Here is a 15,329-nt window from a genome sequence, read left to right on the forward strand (position 1 = left end):
GGCACTAAAACTTATATACTGACATTTCATAGGATAATGCTTTTTTGGGCAAGGAGGTAGCAATGTTCGAGGGTAAAACACTTTGGCAGATTTTTAATTTTGGTGGGCCAGTAATGTATGTGTTGCTGTTTTGTTCAATATTTTCCATCGCCGTAATATTAAACCGCATCATTTATTACGCGCGTGTTTCAAAAACTTCCAGAGAAGATTTCATAGCTGAGGTTGTAAGTGAAATTAAAGCTGGTAACTTTCAAAAAGCCATTGAGGTATGCAAAAATGCACAGATGCCATTTGCCAATGTAGTGCTTTCTGGCCTTAAGCTTCGTGGTCATGGTGAGAAAATGATCTCAAACGCGTTGGAGCGTGAAGTTACCATAGAGGTAATAAAACTTGAAAAATACACAAGCGTGGTTGGCACCATAGGCAATATATCGCTTTACATCGGGCTTTTTGGCACAATTATAGGAGTTGTGAGGGCATTCCACGATATTTCAAGTGTCGGAACAGGCGGCATAAGCACAGTTATAGGCGGAGTTTCAGAGGCACTTGTTGCAACCGCTACGGGCTTAATGGTTGCTATACCAGCAGTGGTTGCCTATAACTATTTTGTAAAAAGAATTGACCAATTTGTTAATGATATGGAACTTTGCGCTTCAGAACTTTTAGACGCACTTTCGGAGTAAAAATGTTTGGTAACAAAAAGCGTAGAAGAACAAAGCTAATGTCTGATATAAACATCACACCTTTTACAGATGTGGTGCTTGTGTTATTAATTATTTTTATGGTCACAACACCTATAATTACGCACTCGGCATTAAAGGTTCAGTTGCCAAAAGCCACCAATGTTGAAAATGAAAGTGGTCAGCAAATAACAATAACAGTTGATGCGCAAGGGCGTATAATTGTGGATGGCACACAAGTTGAAATTAAAGATTTAACAGAAGAACTTACAGCAAGAATTAGTATCAAAAGTAACGCGGCAGTGGTTGTAAAAGGTGATAAAAACGCGAAATATGAAGCTATTGTCAATGTTATTGATATTGCTAAACTTTGCGGAGCAAAAAAGTTTGCCTTGGCGGTTGAATTAAAAAATAAAAATGATTGAAACCCTACTGGCATTAGACCATAAACTTGCAGGCATAATTGTTTTTGATTTTAAAAATAGCTTTTTTGATTTCATTATGCCCATACTGTCTAATTCAAAATTGTGGACGGCGCCGCTTGTTATTTTTATATTTTTTCTATGTACACTTGGCAAAAAAAAAGGCATTGCAACAACAATAGTGCTTTTGATAACCATCGCAATTACAGATTTAATTTGCGGTGGTATCTTAAAAGACATTTTTCACAGAGCAAGGCCTTTAAGCAGTTCTTTTACTTCTTTCCCTTCGTGCCATGCGGCAAACACTTTTGCCGCCGCTATGGTGTTTGCCCACTTTTATAAAAACATATTGTGGCGATTTTTGGTGTTTGGCGCGGCGATTGCTGTTGGTTTCTCAAGAATTTACATATTGGCTCATTACCCGTTAGATGTGATAGGCGGTATGTTCTTTGGCGGCCTTATAGCGTTTGTTGTAATACACTTATTAAAATCTAACGCAAATAAATATATACAAGGGCAATTGTTTAATGCTAAATAAAAAAACCACCATATTCGCAGTGGCTTTGTTTTCTGCTGTACGGCTTTATGCCGCATCTATTTTAGAACTTCACCCTGATGAGGCATATTACTGGCTTTGGTCTAAACACCTATCGCCTGGTTTTTTTGACCACCCTGGCCTTATAGCTTTTTTTATAAAACTAACAACTTTCTTAGGTGGAAGTGAGTTTTTCGTTCGTCTTGGCGGTGTTCTTGTTTCGGTGGTATTAAGCATACTTATCTGGAAACTTTCGCTATCTTTATTTGAAGATGAAAAAGTTGCCTCCGGCAGTGTTTTGCTTTTAAACTTATATCCACTAACATTTTCCGGTTCTTTAATAACCACACCTGATGTGCCGCTTTTTCTTTTTTGGGGTGTAAGCATATTTTTATTTTGGCAAGCGCTTAAAACGCAAAAAGTGCATTATTGGTATTTCTTAGGAATTAGCGCAGGTCTTGCGCTTGCGTCAAAATATACGGCGGTACTGCTTTTCCCGTGCTTGTTTACTTACCTGCTTTTTACAAAAGAGCGAAAATGGCTTGCCACAGTTCACCCATATATTGCAATATTGCTGTCTGCTCTGGTTTTTCTACCGGTTGTTTTATGGAATGCAGGGCATAATTGGATATCTTTTTCATTTCAGCTCTCCCATGGCGCCAGTGGTTCTCAAATACACATTGGTAAGTTTTTTGATTATATAGGCGGCCAGTTTCTTGTGGCAGGGCCGTTTGTATTTTTAGTGGTGTTAATTGCTGGGACAATTTTCTTATTTTCAAAAGACAATAAAAAGTTTTTTCTTGCAATTACATCAATGCCGGTAATTGCTTTTTTTGCTGTGGCATCGTTTAAAAAAACCAGCGAGGCAAACTGGCCGGCTGTTGCATATTTTACGCTTTCAATTTTGGTTCCCGTGTACTTGTTAAAGGGCTCCAAGTTAAAGGCAAGAGTGTGGGATTTTGCGGTATTATTTTCCGCGCTTATGTCGGTTACATTGCTTGCTCATGCAATATACGGCGTTATACCAATAAAAAAAATCTCTACCAAGCTTGCGGTTGCCGATGCCACAAACTGGGTGCATGGCTGGCACGAAATCGCGCAAGAAATACAAAAAAGGCCTGGTGTAGAATTTATTGTAACGCCATCGCACCAATTAAGCGCTCAGTTGGAGTACTACACAGATGGCAAAATACCTGTTTTTGTAGATAAAACTGTTGCACGGTACAGCCAGTATAACCTTTGGGACTTTGAAAAAAACTCGGCAGGTAAAAATGGTTTATATATTTTTGATTCCGATATGCAATTTGGCAACTATAAAGACCAGTTTGAAAGCATTCAAACTATTGATTCAATGGTAATTTACAGAAATGGCATAGCAATTAGAAAATACACAATAGTTAGCGGGCGCAAATATAAGGGTGTAAGCAGATAGTTTGCTTAGTTTAGTCGGTTTTTGGTAAAATTATGGCACAAATTTAACAATTGGGAAAAAAATGACAAAGCATCTTCTATCAGTATTTGATTTAAACAAAGCCGAAATTTGGTCAATAATAAAATCGGCCATAGCGCTTAAAAAATCCGGCAAATCAAGCAAAATCCTTGCCGGCTATGCCCTTGGTATGATATTTGAAAAGCCATCAACCAGAACATCGGTCTCTTTTGCCGTAGCAATGGATCAGCTTGGCGGAATGCCGCTAATGCTTGATGCCAAAAACCTTCAAAGGAAAAGAGGGGAAACAATTAAAGATACCGCCTACACGCTTTCGCGTTATTTAGATGGTATGATGATACGGGCTTTCAAACATTCCGATGTGCAGGAGTTTGCCAAGTGGTCATCTGTGCCAATTATAAATGGCCTTACTGATAAAGAACACCCATGTCAGGTTTTTGGTGACATACTTACAATAGTTGAAAAAAGAAAAATAAAAACGCCAGAGGGCTTAAAACAAATTAGTGTTGCATTTGTTGGCGATGGTAACAATATGGCAAACTCATGGTGCGCCGCAGCAGGCGTGCTTGGTTTTAGCTTGTATCTTGCGCGCCCAAAAGGTTACGGCCCCGATAAAGAAATTCTTAAACGGTCTTTAGAAGAAGCAAAAAAAAGTGGTGCCAAAATAGAAGTGCTTGAAAACGCGCAAATTGCCGCCCAAAATGCCGATGTGCTCTACACCGATGTTTGGACATCTATGGGCGAAGAAGACGAAGCCGAAGAAAGAAGAGTAATATTCAAAAAATATCAAATAAACGCTAATCTCCTCTCGCTTGCAAAAGTAAATTGCCTTGTTATGCATTGCTTACCGGCAATTCGCGGTGAAGAAATAACCTCTGATGTTATGGATGGCAAAAACTCTGTAATCTTTGACCAGGCAGAAAACCGCCTGCACATTCAAAAAGCCATTCTAAAACACTACCTAAAATGAACGAAGATGTCCTAAAAATCGTTCCAAAGCTGCACTCATCTTGCTATATATCAAAAAATGTTGTTTTGCTTGGCCAAATAGAAATAGCTTCTGGCTCTTCTGTGTGGTTTGGTTCTGTTTTACGCGGCGATGTTGCCGGCATATTTATTGGTAAAAATACAAACCTGCAAGATGCCGTTTTAGTGCATACAAATTATAATCTACCTGTAAAAATTGGCAACGGTGTTACAATTGGACATGGTGCTATTTTGCATGGGTGTCAAATAGCCGATAATTGCCTTATAGGTATGGGCGCGATAGTTCTTGACGGTGCGAAAATAGGCAAAAATTGCATGATTGGCGCCGGCGCAATTGTTACTGAATATACAAATATCCCTGCAAACTCCGTTGTAGTTGGCATACCGGCAAAAATAATCAAAAAAACTTCTCAAGAAAACAAAAAACGCATCTTGCTAAATGAAAAAGAATATGTCGCATTTGCGAAACTATATAAGCGAATGGATAAATAATTGCCAGCTTCACCCATAACGGTTTATAAAACACTTTATAACAGCTTTGGCCCTCAGGGTTGGTGGCCGATAATAGAAAATAATGAGTTGAAATATCAGCATGGTATTTACAAAACGAAAAGCGACTCTGAAATGTTTGAGGTTTGTGTTGGTGCAATTTTAACACAAAACACCACTTGGCAAAATGCTAAAAAAGCGCTTATTGGTTTAAAGTCAAAAAATATCTTTTCACCTTTTGCATTAAGCACAACTCCATTAAGAAAAATTTGCTCTGCAGTACGGTCATCGGGATATTACAACCAAAAGGCGTGGTGCCTTAATGTGTTTTCTAAATATATTCTCAGTTCTTGTGCGGCTTCGCCTGGTAAGTTCTTTTTGCAACCGACAAATGTTTGCAGAAATGAGCTTTTAGCGCTTAAGGGAATTGGGCCTGAAACTGCCGATTCAATGTTGCTTTATGCAGGTGCAAAGCGTATTTTTGTTGTTGATGCTTATACAAAAAGAGTAGGTTCGCGCTTTGGATGGTTTAACCCGGATTTTGCAATAGGCGTGATGACCGAGACGAGCGAGGCCGAGGATTTTTCAACTCAAAAAGTGAGAGCGATGTGTGAACATCGGGCGAACTTTTTGAGGCAGAAAAAGTCCGGCATCGTTTGTCGAATCCAGCGTCCTATTGCAAATTTCGGGTTTAACTTTAGCAGTTACAGTGAGGTGCAAGAGTTTTTTGAAAATTCTTTACCAAAAAGTGTTAAAATTTATAATGAATTCCATGCGTTAATGGTTGAACTGTGTAAAAGGTATTGTAAAAAAAAGCCGCTTTGCGATTTGTGTGTTCTAAAAAATATCTGTGTTAAAAAAGTGATGTCTTAGAAAAGAATGTTTAATTTTATGTGTTACTTTGCAGAACAATTAATATTGCAAAAATGGAGATAACAATTAAGTGAAAATTGCAAAACACTGGCTTAAAGAAAATGGGTCTACCCGTTGTTTACTATGCCCTCACGAATGCCTTATTATAGAGGGCAATACTGGGCTTTGCAGGGCGCGTAAAAACATTTCTGGGGAGCTTTTTTCTCTTTCTTACGGCAAGCTTGCCTGCATTAATCTAGACCCAATAGAAAAAAAGCCGCTAAGGCATTTTTACCCGGGTACAAAAATAATGTCGTTTGGTTCTTTCGGCTGCAATTTTCGTTGCTCATTTTGCCAAAACTGGCAAATATCCCAATGTGATGAATCAACAATGCCCTTGCAAGAGTTATCCTCAGAAGAGGCATCAAAGCTTGCTTTAACGCAAAACTCAATTGGCGCGGCATACACATATAATGAGCCGTTAATAAATTTTGAGTGGGTTTTAGAAACCTCTCAAAAGGTAAAAAATAAAAATGGCAAAAATGTGCTTGTTACAAATGCCTACGCAAACCCTCAGCCACTCGACGACCTTTTAGGTTTTATTGACGCCGCGAATATAGATGTAAAGGCATTCACTGAAAGTTTTTATAGAAAATATTGCGGTGGAAGTTTAACAAAAGTTATAAAAGCGGTTGAAAAATTCGCGCAAAAGTCGGTACATATTGAAATAACAACCCTCTTAATTCCCGGTGAAAATGATTCAGTAGAAGAAATTTCAAAATTGGTTGACTGGCTTGCGGGAATAAATGCCGAAATTCCACTGCACTTTTCTAAGTATTTTCCAAGTTATAAGTTAGAACTTGAGCCAACACCTATGGATGTATTACAAAGAGCTGCCGATATTGCATCAAAAAAATTAAAGTATGTTTATTTGGGGAATGTTTAGTATTTCAGTTTGTAAATTTTGCTAAACCGCGGGGCTATCCTTGCCCCTGCCCACCCTTGGTGAGGTCTAGCCTCGGGCTGACACCCCTGTGATACTTTTCTTTGAATGTCCAAAGTTACACCCAGAGTTTGCAATAGGATGCGGGATTCGACAAACGATACCAATTTTTTTCTTCCTCAAAAAAGTTCGTACGATGTCTATACATCGCTCTCACTTTTTGAGTTGAAAAACTCTCGGCCTCATTCGTCTCGGTCCACACACCTATTGCGAAATCTGGGTTGAAGTAACCAAAAGAAATGCACCCCGATGGCTATTCATTCGTATTTTTTGGCGGCTGCGGAACTCGCCTCGCCACTTTGTGGCGGACTCAAACAGTCCTCGCCGAAAGCTCCAAAAAATGCTCACTCATTGTCAGCCAAAGGGGGAATAAAAGAGCTGCCATTTTGTGATGACAGGAAATAAAACGGAGTAAGTCCCGACAAAGGGGCGGGCGACATAGGAGGAATGATGTCAAAAAACTTTATTTGGTTTTTGGTTGTAATTGTGGTGGGCGCATTGCTTGGGGCTTTTATAGGCAAGTTTATTGCCATAATTATTCCCGCAGGGTCAATAAGAGACCTATTTACCACTGGTATCTCTGCCGGTCTTTCACCGGCAACTCTCAATTTGCAAATAGTAGAATTAACTTTTGGTTGTATGTTTAAGTTAAACATAGCGGCGGTTGTTGGCGTTATTTTAGCAGCATTAATTTTTGTAAAAATAGGAAAATGAATAAATTAATTTTGGCATCTCTATCCCCAAGAAGAAAGGAACTCCTGCGTAAAGCTGGTGTTTCTTTTAGCATTTTACCAAGCCGTATAAACGAAGAAACAACAAAAAAAATGCCCTATGCTATCGTTAAAGATTTGGCGGCTCAAAAGGCAATTGCTGTTGGTAAAAAACTAAAAGACGGCATAGTTATCGGCGCTGATACAATAGTTGTTTACAAAAACCACATAATAGGCAAACCAAAAAACAACGAAGAAGCCATCAAAATACTTTCAACGCTTAGTGGAACTTGGCACAGGGTTTACACTGGCCTTGCGCTCTTTGCTCCCAAAAGTGGCAGGCTGATACGCTCTTATGATGTAAGCCGTGTAAAAATACGCAAGCTTACAAAGCAAGAAATTATTAGTGTGTCAGATAAACACTTAGACAAAGCAGGGGCTTATGCCGTGCAAGAAGTGGAAGATGATTTTGTGGAAAAGATAGTTGGCGATTATAACAATGTAGTTGGGCTGCCGGTAAAAAAACTTGCCAAAATGCTTAAAGGTTTTGGCATTGCAATTTAAGAACCTTTAAGGCTTTGTTCAATTTTTTGCAGGCGAACATTTATTTTGGTTGACTGGTTTAGCAATTTGTACCACTCCGAAAAAATCATTTGTGCTTTTTCCTGCCGTAACTTTTCATAAAAATCTTTTTTATCTTTCTCAAAGTTAACCATGGAGCCGTTATTTGCCAGAGCATATTCAAATTTAAGTTCTGGCTCGCTAATTACAACAGTTGCTATTATAAGGTTGCGCAGTTTAAACTGGGAAATTTGTTTGCGTATTGAATCTTCAAACTGCTCCGGGTTCATTTTTAAAACGCCAAATAATGATTGAAAATATATTTGTTGGTCAAATGTTCCATTGCGTTGGAAAGCGGGGTAGCTTTGAATTTGCGATGCAACCTCAGAGTCGGAAATTGCAAGTTTAAGTTTTTTTGACTGTTGCCAAAAAACTTCATCCTGAATTAAATTTTGCAGTGCTTCCTGTTTTTTTTGTGCCTCGGTTTGAGGGTCAAGCACTTTGCCTTCTTTTCTTAATGATTCAAGCGATCTTGAGTAAATTGACGAGAACATTTTGTATGGAATTTTTTTGCCGTTAATTGTTAGTACAGTTTCGTTAGCCGGGTTTGACGATAGTAAATAACCGCCAAAACCAACAAAAACACCGGCAAAAAAACCAAAAATAGTAATGATAATTATCTTTCTTGTGTGCTTGCGCATAAATTTAAACATAGCTTAGCTCCCGAGTATCAAAAAATTTTGTTAATTGTATAACAGTAGTAGTGGTTTAGTCAAATTTTGCTCTAAAGCTTTAAATTTGCTATCATTATAAAAATTTTTTAGGCGGAAAATGCAAGATAACCTACCAAAAGCTTATAACCCCAAAGAAATAGAAGAAAAATGGGCGCAAAATTGGCGTGAAAACCGTATTGCGTCTTCTGTAATTGACAAATCAAAAAAGCCATTTACAATTGTAATACCCCCGCCCAATGTTACCGGCTCATTGCATATGGGCCATGCCCTCAATAACACTTTGCAAGACATAATAATTCGCTTTAATAAAATGCGCGGTTTTAACACATTGTGGGTGCCCGGCACAGACCATGGCGGCATTGCCACACAAAATGTGGTAGAAAAAATGCTAATGGCTCAAGGCACATCGCGCCACGAAATTGGCCGTGAAAAGTTTTTAGAAAAAATGTGGCAGTGGCGCTCAGAAACTGGCGATGGCATTTTAAGCCAGTTAACCCGGCTTGGTTGCTTGTTAGATTTTAGCAGAACTCGTTTTACAATGGACGATGTATGCTCAAAGCATGTAATAAAAGCGTTTATTGAACTATTTAACAAAGGGCTTATTTATCGTGGAAAACGGCTTGTAAACTGGTGCCCGCGTTGCCATACCGCTCTTTCCGATATAGAAGTTGAACACGAAGAAGAAATAGGTAAGCTATGGCATATAAAGTATCCGCTTGCCGATGGCAGTGGCGAACTTATAGTTGCCACCACCCGCCCAGAAACAATGCTTGGCGACACCGCAGTTGCGGTAAACCCGGAAGATGAAAGATATAAAAATCTTATTGGCAAACAAATTGAATTGCCATTATTAAAACGCCATATTCCAATAGTTGCGGACAGTGTTGTAGATATGGCATTTGGCACGGGTGCTGTTAAGGTAACTCCCGCGCACGACCCAACCGATTTTGAAATTGGCTTAAGAAATAACCTTCCAAAAATTACCGTAATTGATTTTCATGGCAAAATGACGGTTGAGGCAGGAGTTTATGAAGGTTTAGACCGCTATGCCGCAAGAAAAAAAATACTTGAAGATTTAGAAAGTTTAGGCCTGCTTGTTGAAACCGCAATACACCCTCATGCCGTTGGCAGGTGTTACCGATGCAATACCGCCATAGAGCCATTAATATCGGAACAATGGTTTTTAAAAGTTGAACAAATGTCGAAAAAAGCTATGGAAGTTGTAAAAAATGGCACTGTAAAAATTTACCCCGACTCATGGTCGCGCCCTTACCTTTTATGGCTTGAAAAACTAAAAGATTGGTGCATAAGTCGTCAAATATGGTGGGGCCACCGCATACCAGTTTATTATTGCAAGGCAGAAAACTCAGCTAAAAAATGCCCGCCAGTAGCATCAGAAACAAAACCCGAAAAATGCCCGCATTGTGCTTGCAATGAAATGGAGCAAGACAGCGATGTGCTAGATACATGGTTTTCATCCGCCCTTTGGCCATTTAGCGTGTTTGGGGAAAACAAAGAAGAAGCCGACTACTACTACCCAACAAAAGTGCTTGTAACAGGCCACGAAATACTTTATTTATGGGTTGCGCGAATGATACAAATGAGCCTTGAGCTAAAAGGCAAAATTCCATTTGAACATGTTTTTATACACGGCATAGTGCGTGATAAGCATGGCAAAAAAATGTCCAAATCACTTGGCAATGTAATAGACCCGCTTGTAATAATGGAAAAATTTGGTACCGATGCTTTGCGCTTTGCCATAATAAGCGCTGCCGCCCCTGGGCGTGATATGCAGTTATCTGATGAATCATTTACCGCGGCGCGCAACTTTTCAAACAAAATTTACAATGCCACCCGATTTGTGTTAATGAACATAGATGAAAGCTTTGTTTATAAAGAAAATATAAGCGAAGAGAATTTGGAATTGTCCGATAAGTGGATAATTGAGCAGTGCCGCTTAACGCTTGAAACCGTTACAAAATCAATTGAGAATTACAACATAGACACCGCCGCAAGAGCAATACATGAGTTTTTCTGGTTTAAGTACTGCGACTGGTATATAGAAATTGCAAAAATTCGTTTAAACTCGCAAAATGTGCAAGCCAGAAAAACGGTACTAAGCGTTTTGTTAAAAGTGCTTTCAATTGTGCTGAAAATGGCTCATCCGATAATGCCTTTTATAACCGAAGAAATTTGGCAAACAATTGCCCCGCTGATAAAAGCGAAAACAAACGATGGTATCTGCTACATAGAACACACACAGTGGCCTTCGCTAAATGCGCTACCTGAAAGCGACGATGTTTTACGGCAAATGAAAAGCGTTTGCGATGTTATAACCGCTATAAGAACCATAAGAAGTGAAATGAATGTAGCGCATACCATAAATGTTTCTGTAATAATAAACTCGCCGGTAGATTCTTTGCTTAAGCTTTTATCGCAAAATGAGCAAGCCATAAATGCACTTGCAAAAGTTGAAAAATGCTCATTTCAAACAAATGCAACAAAGCCCGAATTTGCCGCCTCGGCAGTAATTACCGATGGTGAGCTATTTATACCTCTAAAGGGTTTAATTGACTTTGAAAAAGAAAAAGCCCGGTTAGAAAAAGAGCTTGCTCAAATAAAAAATGAACAAGACCGTTGCAAAAAAAACCTTGCAAACGAAAACTTTGTCAGCCGCGCGCCCGAACAAGAGGTAGAGAAAATGCGCGAACGCCTGCGAGAGGCGCAATTTAAATATGAACGCATAAAAGTAAATAAAGACGCACTAAAATAAACCTAAGTTAAAAAAAGTGAGATAAAAATGAAAACAAGACCAATTAAAATTACAAAAAATTACATCAAACACGCCGAAGGTTCCTGTATGATATCAATGGGCAATACAATGGTATTATGTGTTGCCACTGTAGAAGAAAAAGTGCCACCATTTATAGAAAGCAGAGGTACACAACAGGGCTGGGTAACCGCCGAGTATTCAATGCTCCCGCGCGCAGGTAAAGAAAGAAGCTCAAGGCAAAAAGGTTCTAGCGGTGGCAGGTCGCAAGAAATATCTCGCTTAATCGGCAGGTCGCTTAGGGCGGTGGTAGATATGCAAAAACTTGGACCGCGCACCATAATACTTGACTGCGATGTTATAAAGGCCGACGGTGGCACACGCACCGCGTCAATAAATGGCTCATTTATCGCACTGGCACTTGCTGTAAAAAAACTGCTTAAAGCTGGTAAAATAACCCAAAACCCAATAAACGATTATCTTGGCGCTTTAAGTGTTGGCATAGTGGATGGCAAAAAAATACCAGACCTCTGTTACGAACAAGATGTTAAAGCAGAAGTAGATATGAACATAGTATCAACCGGGGCAGGCAAACTTGTAGAGGTGCAAGGTACCGCTGAAGGCAAAGTGTTTTCGCGAAAAGACCTAAACGACTTAATAGACCTAGCCCAATCGGGCATAAAAGAAATAATTGCTACCCAGAAAACAATTATGGGGAAACTAAACTAATGAAAGAACTTTTACTTGCAACAAAGAACAAACACAAAGTTGAAGAAATAAGCGCAGTACTAAAAGGCGAACCAATAAAAATACTAGATTTAGAGACTTTTGGCAGTTTTCCTCAGGTAGTAGAAGATGGCCAGACAATAAAAGAAAATGCCATAAAAAAAGCGGTAGAAATTGCAAAACGCTTTAAAAAGTGGACACTTGCCGATGACACAGGCCTTGAAGTTGACTACCTTGGTTTAGCTCCGGGTGTTTATTCCGCTCGTTTTGCTGGTAAAAAATGCACTTATAAAGACAACAACAAAAAACTATTAAAGCTTATGCAAGACGCAGCACCAAAACAGCGCACCGCACGCTTTCGCTGTGTAATAGCAATATCGGATCCAACAGGCAGGAACTGGACGGTGGAGGATAAAATAGAGGGGGTTATTGCAGATAAAGCAATTGGCAAAGATGGCTTTGGTTACGACCCATTATTCTATGTTCCGTCTCTTAAAAAAACTTTTGCGCAAATGGATTTAGAAACAAAAAATAAAATCAGCCACCGCGGTCTCGCGCTAAAAAAAACAAAGCAACTTTTAAGAGTACTATTTAAAAGGCGTTCATAAATTTTTTACTTGATTTAATTAGTAAAAAATTTAACAGGTGCGAAGTTAGTAAAAAATTTGTTATAATACGCTCCATTTCGGGGGTTGGCTCAGCTGGTAGAGCGCTCGGTTTGGGACCGAGAGGTCGGCAGTTCAAATCTGCCACCCCCGATTTTATTTTTTGAAACACGGACTTTGCAATAGGTTTAGTGTTGTCCCCGTAGCTCAATTGGATAGAGCATCTGCCTTCTAAGCAGAGGGTTGTGTGTTCAAATCACGCCGGGGACGCTTACCAAATTCATATCAAGCCAAATGGTGGTTATAGTGTAACGGTTAGCACAAGGGATTGTGGATCCCTTAGTACGGGTTCAAATCCCGTTAGCCACCCCATTTTCCAAGTTTTGAGCATTAGTTAGAAAGTAGAGCAATAAGAAAAAATATATTAGTTACACCAGAAGCCTCAAAACTTTTCTTTTGAAGTTTTTTCATTAATAGTTCTGATGTTGCTAAAAAATAAAACAAATAAAATATTGGGACAGAAAGAAAAGGTGTTAAACAAATTATCTAACAACTTACTTGACATATTAAATTAATTTTGCTCAAATATTTTACATTTATACTTGACATTTTAAATTAAAATTGCTGAAATTCACTTGTTCATTGCATTGTATGGGCGTAAGGAGAGAGTAATTATGGCTTTAATACAGTGGAAAATGGAAAAGATTTTTTGCAAAAGAGGGCATTACCGTAAAAATTTATTTTTAGGTATGCCCCATTTTTTTGTCCTTCTATTGTTGTTTGGTTGTTGTACTCTTATGTTTTCGTTGCCAGCAAATGCCGCCAAAAAATCAAAGGTTAATAAAGCCAAGGCAACCCAGGTTGAAACCAAAACACCTCCAGCTGCGCAGCAACCCGCAAAACAATCTGTTCCAAATGTTAACCCAATTACACAAGCTGCAATTAATGCAGGGGTGGTTGCCTGTAGCAGTCGCATTAATCAAATAATAACATACCTTGTTGCAAATAGCCGAAGTGGGGCATACCTATTCTTTCCAAAAAACCAGCAAAATCAAAGCATTTTTTCAACATCAATTGAAGTAGATAGAAAAGATTCTACATCTTTTTATGCCAGTGCAAGTTTTGCTCCGCTTAGTAGTGGCCAGGCCGGCGGTGTATACGATTCTGTTGAGTATGTGCCACAATCATGCGATTATGTGGAGAAGATTATGTTTGCGAATTTAAAGCGCGCAGGAATTTTGAAAAAGAATATCCGAATTCTTGATGGCGGCGCGGTTAAGGTTTTTTTAATGCCTGCCGGGACAGGGTGTATTGTAATCAAAAAAGAAGTGGTGCAATAATTTTATATAAATTATAAATTTATTATACATATTATATAAGGGGGAAGTTTATGAGAAGGATGAATTTTAAAATGAGAAGAGCTTTTTCACTCGCAGTAGTGATTATGGGATTGTTGTTGGCATATGTGTCGGTGTGGGCGTTAGACAATGGTTTCAGCGATATCACTAATACTGGCTCGATTTACGATGTTACAGACATCGTTTCCACAGGTACCATAACAACAGAACTACTTGTTACTAGTTCTGCGACAATAACTGGTGATGCAACAGTTGGTGGTGATTTGGGAGTTACGGGATTAACCTCTCTTAGTACAACAACGATAACCGGTGATGCGACAATAACCGGTGGAGCAACAGTTGGTGGTGACTTGGGAGTTTCAGGATTAACCTCTCTTAGTACAACAACGATAACCGGTGATGCGACAATAACTGGTGATGCAGCAATAACCGGTGGTGCGACAGTTGGTGGTGATTTGGGAGTTACGGGATTAACCTCTCTTAGTACAACAACAATAACCGGTGATGCGACAATAACCGGTGGAGCAACAGTTGGTGGTGACTTGGGAGTTACGGGATTAACCGAACTTAGTACAACAACGATAACCGGTGATGCGACAATAACTGGTGATGCAGCAATAACCGGTGGTGCGACAGTTGGTGGTGATTTGGGAGTTACGGGATTAACCGAACTTAGTACAACAACAATAACCGGTGATGCGACAATAACTGGTGATGCAGCAATAACCGGTGGAGCAACAGTTGGTGGTGATTTGGGAGTTACGGGATTAACCGAACTTAGTACAACAACGATAACCGGTGATGCGACAATAACCGGTGGAGCAACAGTTGGTGGTGACTTGGGAGTTTCAGGATTAACCTCTCTTAGTACAACAACGATAACCGGTGATGCGACAATAACTGGTGATGCAGCAATAACCGGTGGAGCGAGTGTTGGTACACTTGGAGTTACAGGATTGACAACATTAAGTTCGGCAACTGTTAATGGTAATCTAATTGCTAACGGAGCCACAAACACTATAGGAGCCACAGATTCTGTCAATACTATTACTGGTGCATCAAATTATATGACCAGTACATCATCTAACACTATTGCAACAATAGGTGGAGGTAGTGTTGTAACATCTCTGACTGGAACAGCAATCACCGGCGCCAATGCTAATATTAATCTATCCAATAACTCAGCCATAATGAGTGTGAGCGGCTCTACTTTTACAATCACAAATTCGCAAATCAGCGCTCTTACCGCTGCCGGACAGGGACTTACGGTCAATGATGGTGGTGCTGTTTCCTTAGAGGGAGTAGCGGGACTCACTGCTACTGCTGGGCTTAATATTGACGCAGCTGGTGACACAGTGAGCTTATTAAATAATATAGGTGCGACAGGGCATGGTTTAACTATTGATTCAAATATCACAACCCTTACTGGTGGCACAAATTCTTCAAG

At 39.5% G+C, this 15,329-nt stretch carries 16 protein-coding genes and 3 tRNA genes; 18 read left to right on the forward strand and 1 reads right to left on the reverse strand.

All coding sequences use genetic code 11. The features are described 5' to 3' along the window. Nucleotides 1–62: 62 nt before the first annotated feature. The 10 genes from M0Q46_05055 to M0Q46_05100 all read left to right on the forward strand — a co-directional run bounded on the left by M0Q46_05055 (nucleotide 63) and on the right by M0Q46_05100 (nucleotide 7,692). Nucleotides 63–683: a MotA/TolQ/ExbB proton channel family protein gene (locus tag M0Q46_05055; GenBank protein MCK9582959.1), complete on the forward strand. Its 621-nt coding sequence runs from the start codon at nucleotides 63–65 to the stop codon at nucleotides 681–683. A 2-nt stretch (nucleotides 684–685) separates the two neighbouring features. Continuing rightward, nucleotides 686–1,105, forward strand: a complete 420-nt coding sequence (locus M0Q46_05060; protein MCK9582960.1) for a biopolymer transporter ExbD — start codon at nucleotides 686–688, stop codon at nucleotides 1,103–1,105. Further along, entirely contained in the window at nucleotides 1,098–1,640 is a 543-nt protein-coding gene (locus M0Q46_05065; protein MCK9582961.1) for a phosphatase PAP2 family protein, read from the forward strand. Before M0Q46_05060 ends, M0Q46_05065 begins: the two co-directional genes overlap by 8 nt. Beyond that, the gene (locus tag M0Q46_05070; protein MCK9582962.1) at nucleotides 1,630–3,069 is read left to right on the forward strand and encodes a glycosyltransferase family 39 protein; all 1,440 of its coding nucleotides are present in this window, start codon (nucleotides 1,630–1,632) and stop codon (nucleotides 3,067–3,069) included. The genes M0Q46_05065 and M0Q46_05070 overlap by 11 nt, the downstream gene beginning before the upstream one ends. A 61-nt stretch (nucleotides 3,070–3,130) precedes the next feature. Further along, nucleotides 3,131–4,057 (forward strand): ornithine carbamoyltransferase, encoded by a 927-nt coding sequence (gene argF / locus M0Q46_05075; GenBank protein MCK9582963.1) that lies wholly within the window; start codon nucleotides 3,131–3,133, stop codon nucleotides 4,055–4,057. Continuing rightward, on the forward strand, nucleotides 4,054–4,566 hold the full coding sequence (locus tag M0Q46_05080; protein ID MCK9582964.1) for a gamma carbonic anhydrase family protein: 513 nt from the start codon (nucleotides 4,054–4,056) through the stop codon (nucleotides 4,564–4,566). Before argF ends, M0Q46_05080 begins: the two co-directional genes overlap by 4 nt. Further along, the gene (locus tag M0Q46_05085; protein MCK9582965.1) at nucleotides 4,567–5,436 is read left to right on the forward strand and encodes a hypothetical protein; all 870 of its coding nucleotides are present in this window, start codon (nucleotides 4,567–4,569) and stop codon (nucleotides 5,434–5,436) included. 70 nt (nucleotides 5,437–5,506) lie between these two features. Beyond that, on the forward strand, nucleotides 5,507–6,361 hold the full coding sequence (gene amrS, locus M0Q46_05090) for an AmmeMemoRadiSam system radical SAM enzyme (GenBank protein ID MCK9582966.1): 855 nt from the start codon (nucleotides 5,507–5,509) through the stop codon (nucleotides 6,359–6,361). A 507-nt stretch (nucleotides 6,362–6,868) separates the two neighbouring features. Next, a complete protein-coding gene (locus tag M0Q46_05095) occupies nucleotides 6,869–7,132 on the forward strand; it encodes a DUF4321 domain-containing protein (GenBank protein ID MCK9582967.1) in 264 nt (87 codons plus the stop codon). Further along, nucleotides 7,129–7,692 carry a Maf family protein gene (locus M0Q46_05100; protein ID MCK9582968.1) on the forward strand — a complete coding sequence of 188 codons (564 nt, stop codon included), beginning with the start codon at nucleotides 7,129–7,131 and terminating at the stop codon, nucleotides 7,690–7,692. Before M0Q46_05095 ends, M0Q46_05100 begins: the two co-directional genes overlap by 4 nt. Here the strand turns inward: M0Q46_05100 and M0Q46_05105 are convergent. Continuing rightward, entirely contained in the window at nucleotides 7,689–8,402 is a 714-nt protein-coding gene (locus M0Q46_05105; protein MCK9582969.1) for a SurA N-terminal domain-containing protein, read from the reverse strand. The genes M0Q46_05100 and M0Q46_05105 overlap by 4 nt on opposite strands. A gap of 118 nt (nucleotides 8,403–8,520) precedes the next feature. Between M0Q46_05105 and M0Q46_05110 the strand changes: the two genes are divergently transcribed. From M0Q46_05110 to M0Q46_05145, 8 genes are all read left to right on the forward strand, one after another. Next, the gene (locus M0Q46_05110; protein MCK9582970.1) at nucleotides 8,521–11,196 is read left to right on the forward strand and encodes a valine--tRNA ligase; all 2,676 of its coding nucleotides are present in this window, start codon (nucleotides 8,521–8,523) and stop codon (nucleotides 11,194–11,196) included. 27 nt (nucleotides 11,197–11,223) lie between these two features. After that, nucleotides 11,224–11,922 (forward strand): ribonuclease PH, encoded by a 699-nt coding sequence (gene rph / locus M0Q46_05115; protein ID MCK9582971.1) that lies wholly within the window; start codon nucleotides 11,224–11,226, stop codon nucleotides 11,920–11,922. Then, nucleotides 11,922–12,527, forward strand: a complete 606-nt coding sequence (locus tag M0Q46_05120; protein MCK9582972.1) for an XTP/dITP diphosphatase — start codon at nucleotides 11,922–11,924, stop codon at nucleotides 12,525–12,527. Before rph ends, M0Q46_05120 begins: the two co-directional genes overlap by 1 nt. A 78-nt stretch (nucleotides 12,528–12,605) precedes the next feature. Next, a tRNA-Pro gene (locus M0Q46_05125) sits at nucleotides 12,606–12,678 on the forward strand. A gap of 42 nt (nucleotides 12,679–12,720) precedes the next feature. Beyond that, nucleotides 12,721–12,794: transfer RNA gene (locus M0Q46_05130), tRNA-Arg, on the forward strand. Nucleotides 12,795–12,821: 27 nt separating this feature from the next. Then, a tRNA-His gene (locus M0Q46_05135) sits at nucleotides 12,822–12,896 on the forward strand. A 302-nt stretch (nucleotides 12,897–13,198) separates the two neighbouring features. After that, complete coding sequence (locus M0Q46_05140; protein ID MCK9582973.1) at nucleotides 13,199–13,864, forward strand: hypothetical protein; 666 nt, start codon at nucleotides 13,199–13,201, stop codon at nucleotides 13,862–13,864. 50 nt (nucleotides 13,865–13,914) lie between these two features. Beyond that, nucleotides 13,915–15,329, forward strand: a 1,415-nt coding sequence (locus tag M0Q46_05145) for a hypothetical protein (protein ID MCK9582974.1), incomplete at its 3' end; no start/stop codon positions are given.

It is taken from the genome of Endomicrobiales bacterium (genome assembly GCA_023228045.1).
In the GTDB taxonomy this organism is placed as follows: Bacteria; Elusimicrobiota; Endomicrobiia; order Endomicrobiales; family JALOBY01; genus JALOBY01.

Excerpts from the sequence above, each read along its gene's own strand:
- M0Q46_05055 (MCK9582959.1), top strand. The coding sequence starts at position 63 with ATGTTCGAGGGTAAAACACTTTGGCAGATTTTTAATTTTGGTGGGCCA.
- M0Q46_05060 (MCK9582960.1), top strand. The coding sequence starts at position 686 with ATGTTTGGTAACAAAAAGCGTAGAAGAACAAAGCTAATGTCTGATATA.
- M0Q46_05065 (MCK9582961.1), top strand. The coding sequence starts at position 1,098 with ATGATTGAAACCCTACTGGCATTAGACCATAAACTTGCAGGCATAATT.
- M0Q46_05070 (MCK9582962.1), top strand. The coding sequence starts at position 1,630 with ATGCTAAATAAAAAAACCACCATATTCGCAGTGGCTTTGTTTTCTGCT.
- argF (MCK9582963.1), top strand. The coding sequence starts at position 3,131 with ATGACAAAGCATCTTCTATCAGTATTTGATTTAAACAAAGCCGAAATT.
- M0Q46_05080 (MCK9582964.1), top strand. The coding sequence starts at position 4,054 with ATGAACGAAGATGTCCTAAAAATCGTTCCAAAGCTGCACTCATCTTGC.
- M0Q46_05095 (MCK9582967.1), top strand. The coding sequence starts at position 6,869 with ATGTCAAAAAACTTTATTTGGTTTTTGGTTGTAATTGTGGTGGGCGCA.
- M0Q46_05100 (MCK9582968.1), top strand. The coding sequence starts at position 7,129 with ATGAATAAATTAATTTTGGCATCTCTATCCCCAAGAAGAAAGGAACTC.
- M0Q46_05105 (MCK9582969.1), bottom strand. The coding sequence starts at position 8,402 with ATGTTTAAATTTATGCGCAAGCACACAAGAAAGATAATTATCATTACT.
- M0Q46_05110 (MCK9582970.1), top strand. The coding sequence starts at position 8,521 with ATGCAAGATAACCTACCAAAAGCTTATAACCCCAAAGAAATAGAAGAA.
- rph (MCK9582971.1), top strand. The coding sequence starts at position 11,224 with ATGAAAACAAGACCAATTAAAATTACAAAAAATTACATCAAACACGCC.
- M0Q46_05120 (MCK9582972.1), top strand. The coding sequence starts at position 11,922 with ATGAAAGAACTTTTACTTGCAACAAAGAACAAACACAAAGTTGAAGAA.
- M0Q46_05140 (MCK9582973.1), top strand. The coding sequence starts at position 13,199 with ATGGCTTTAATACAGTGGAAAATGGAAAAGATTTTTTGCAAAAGAGGG.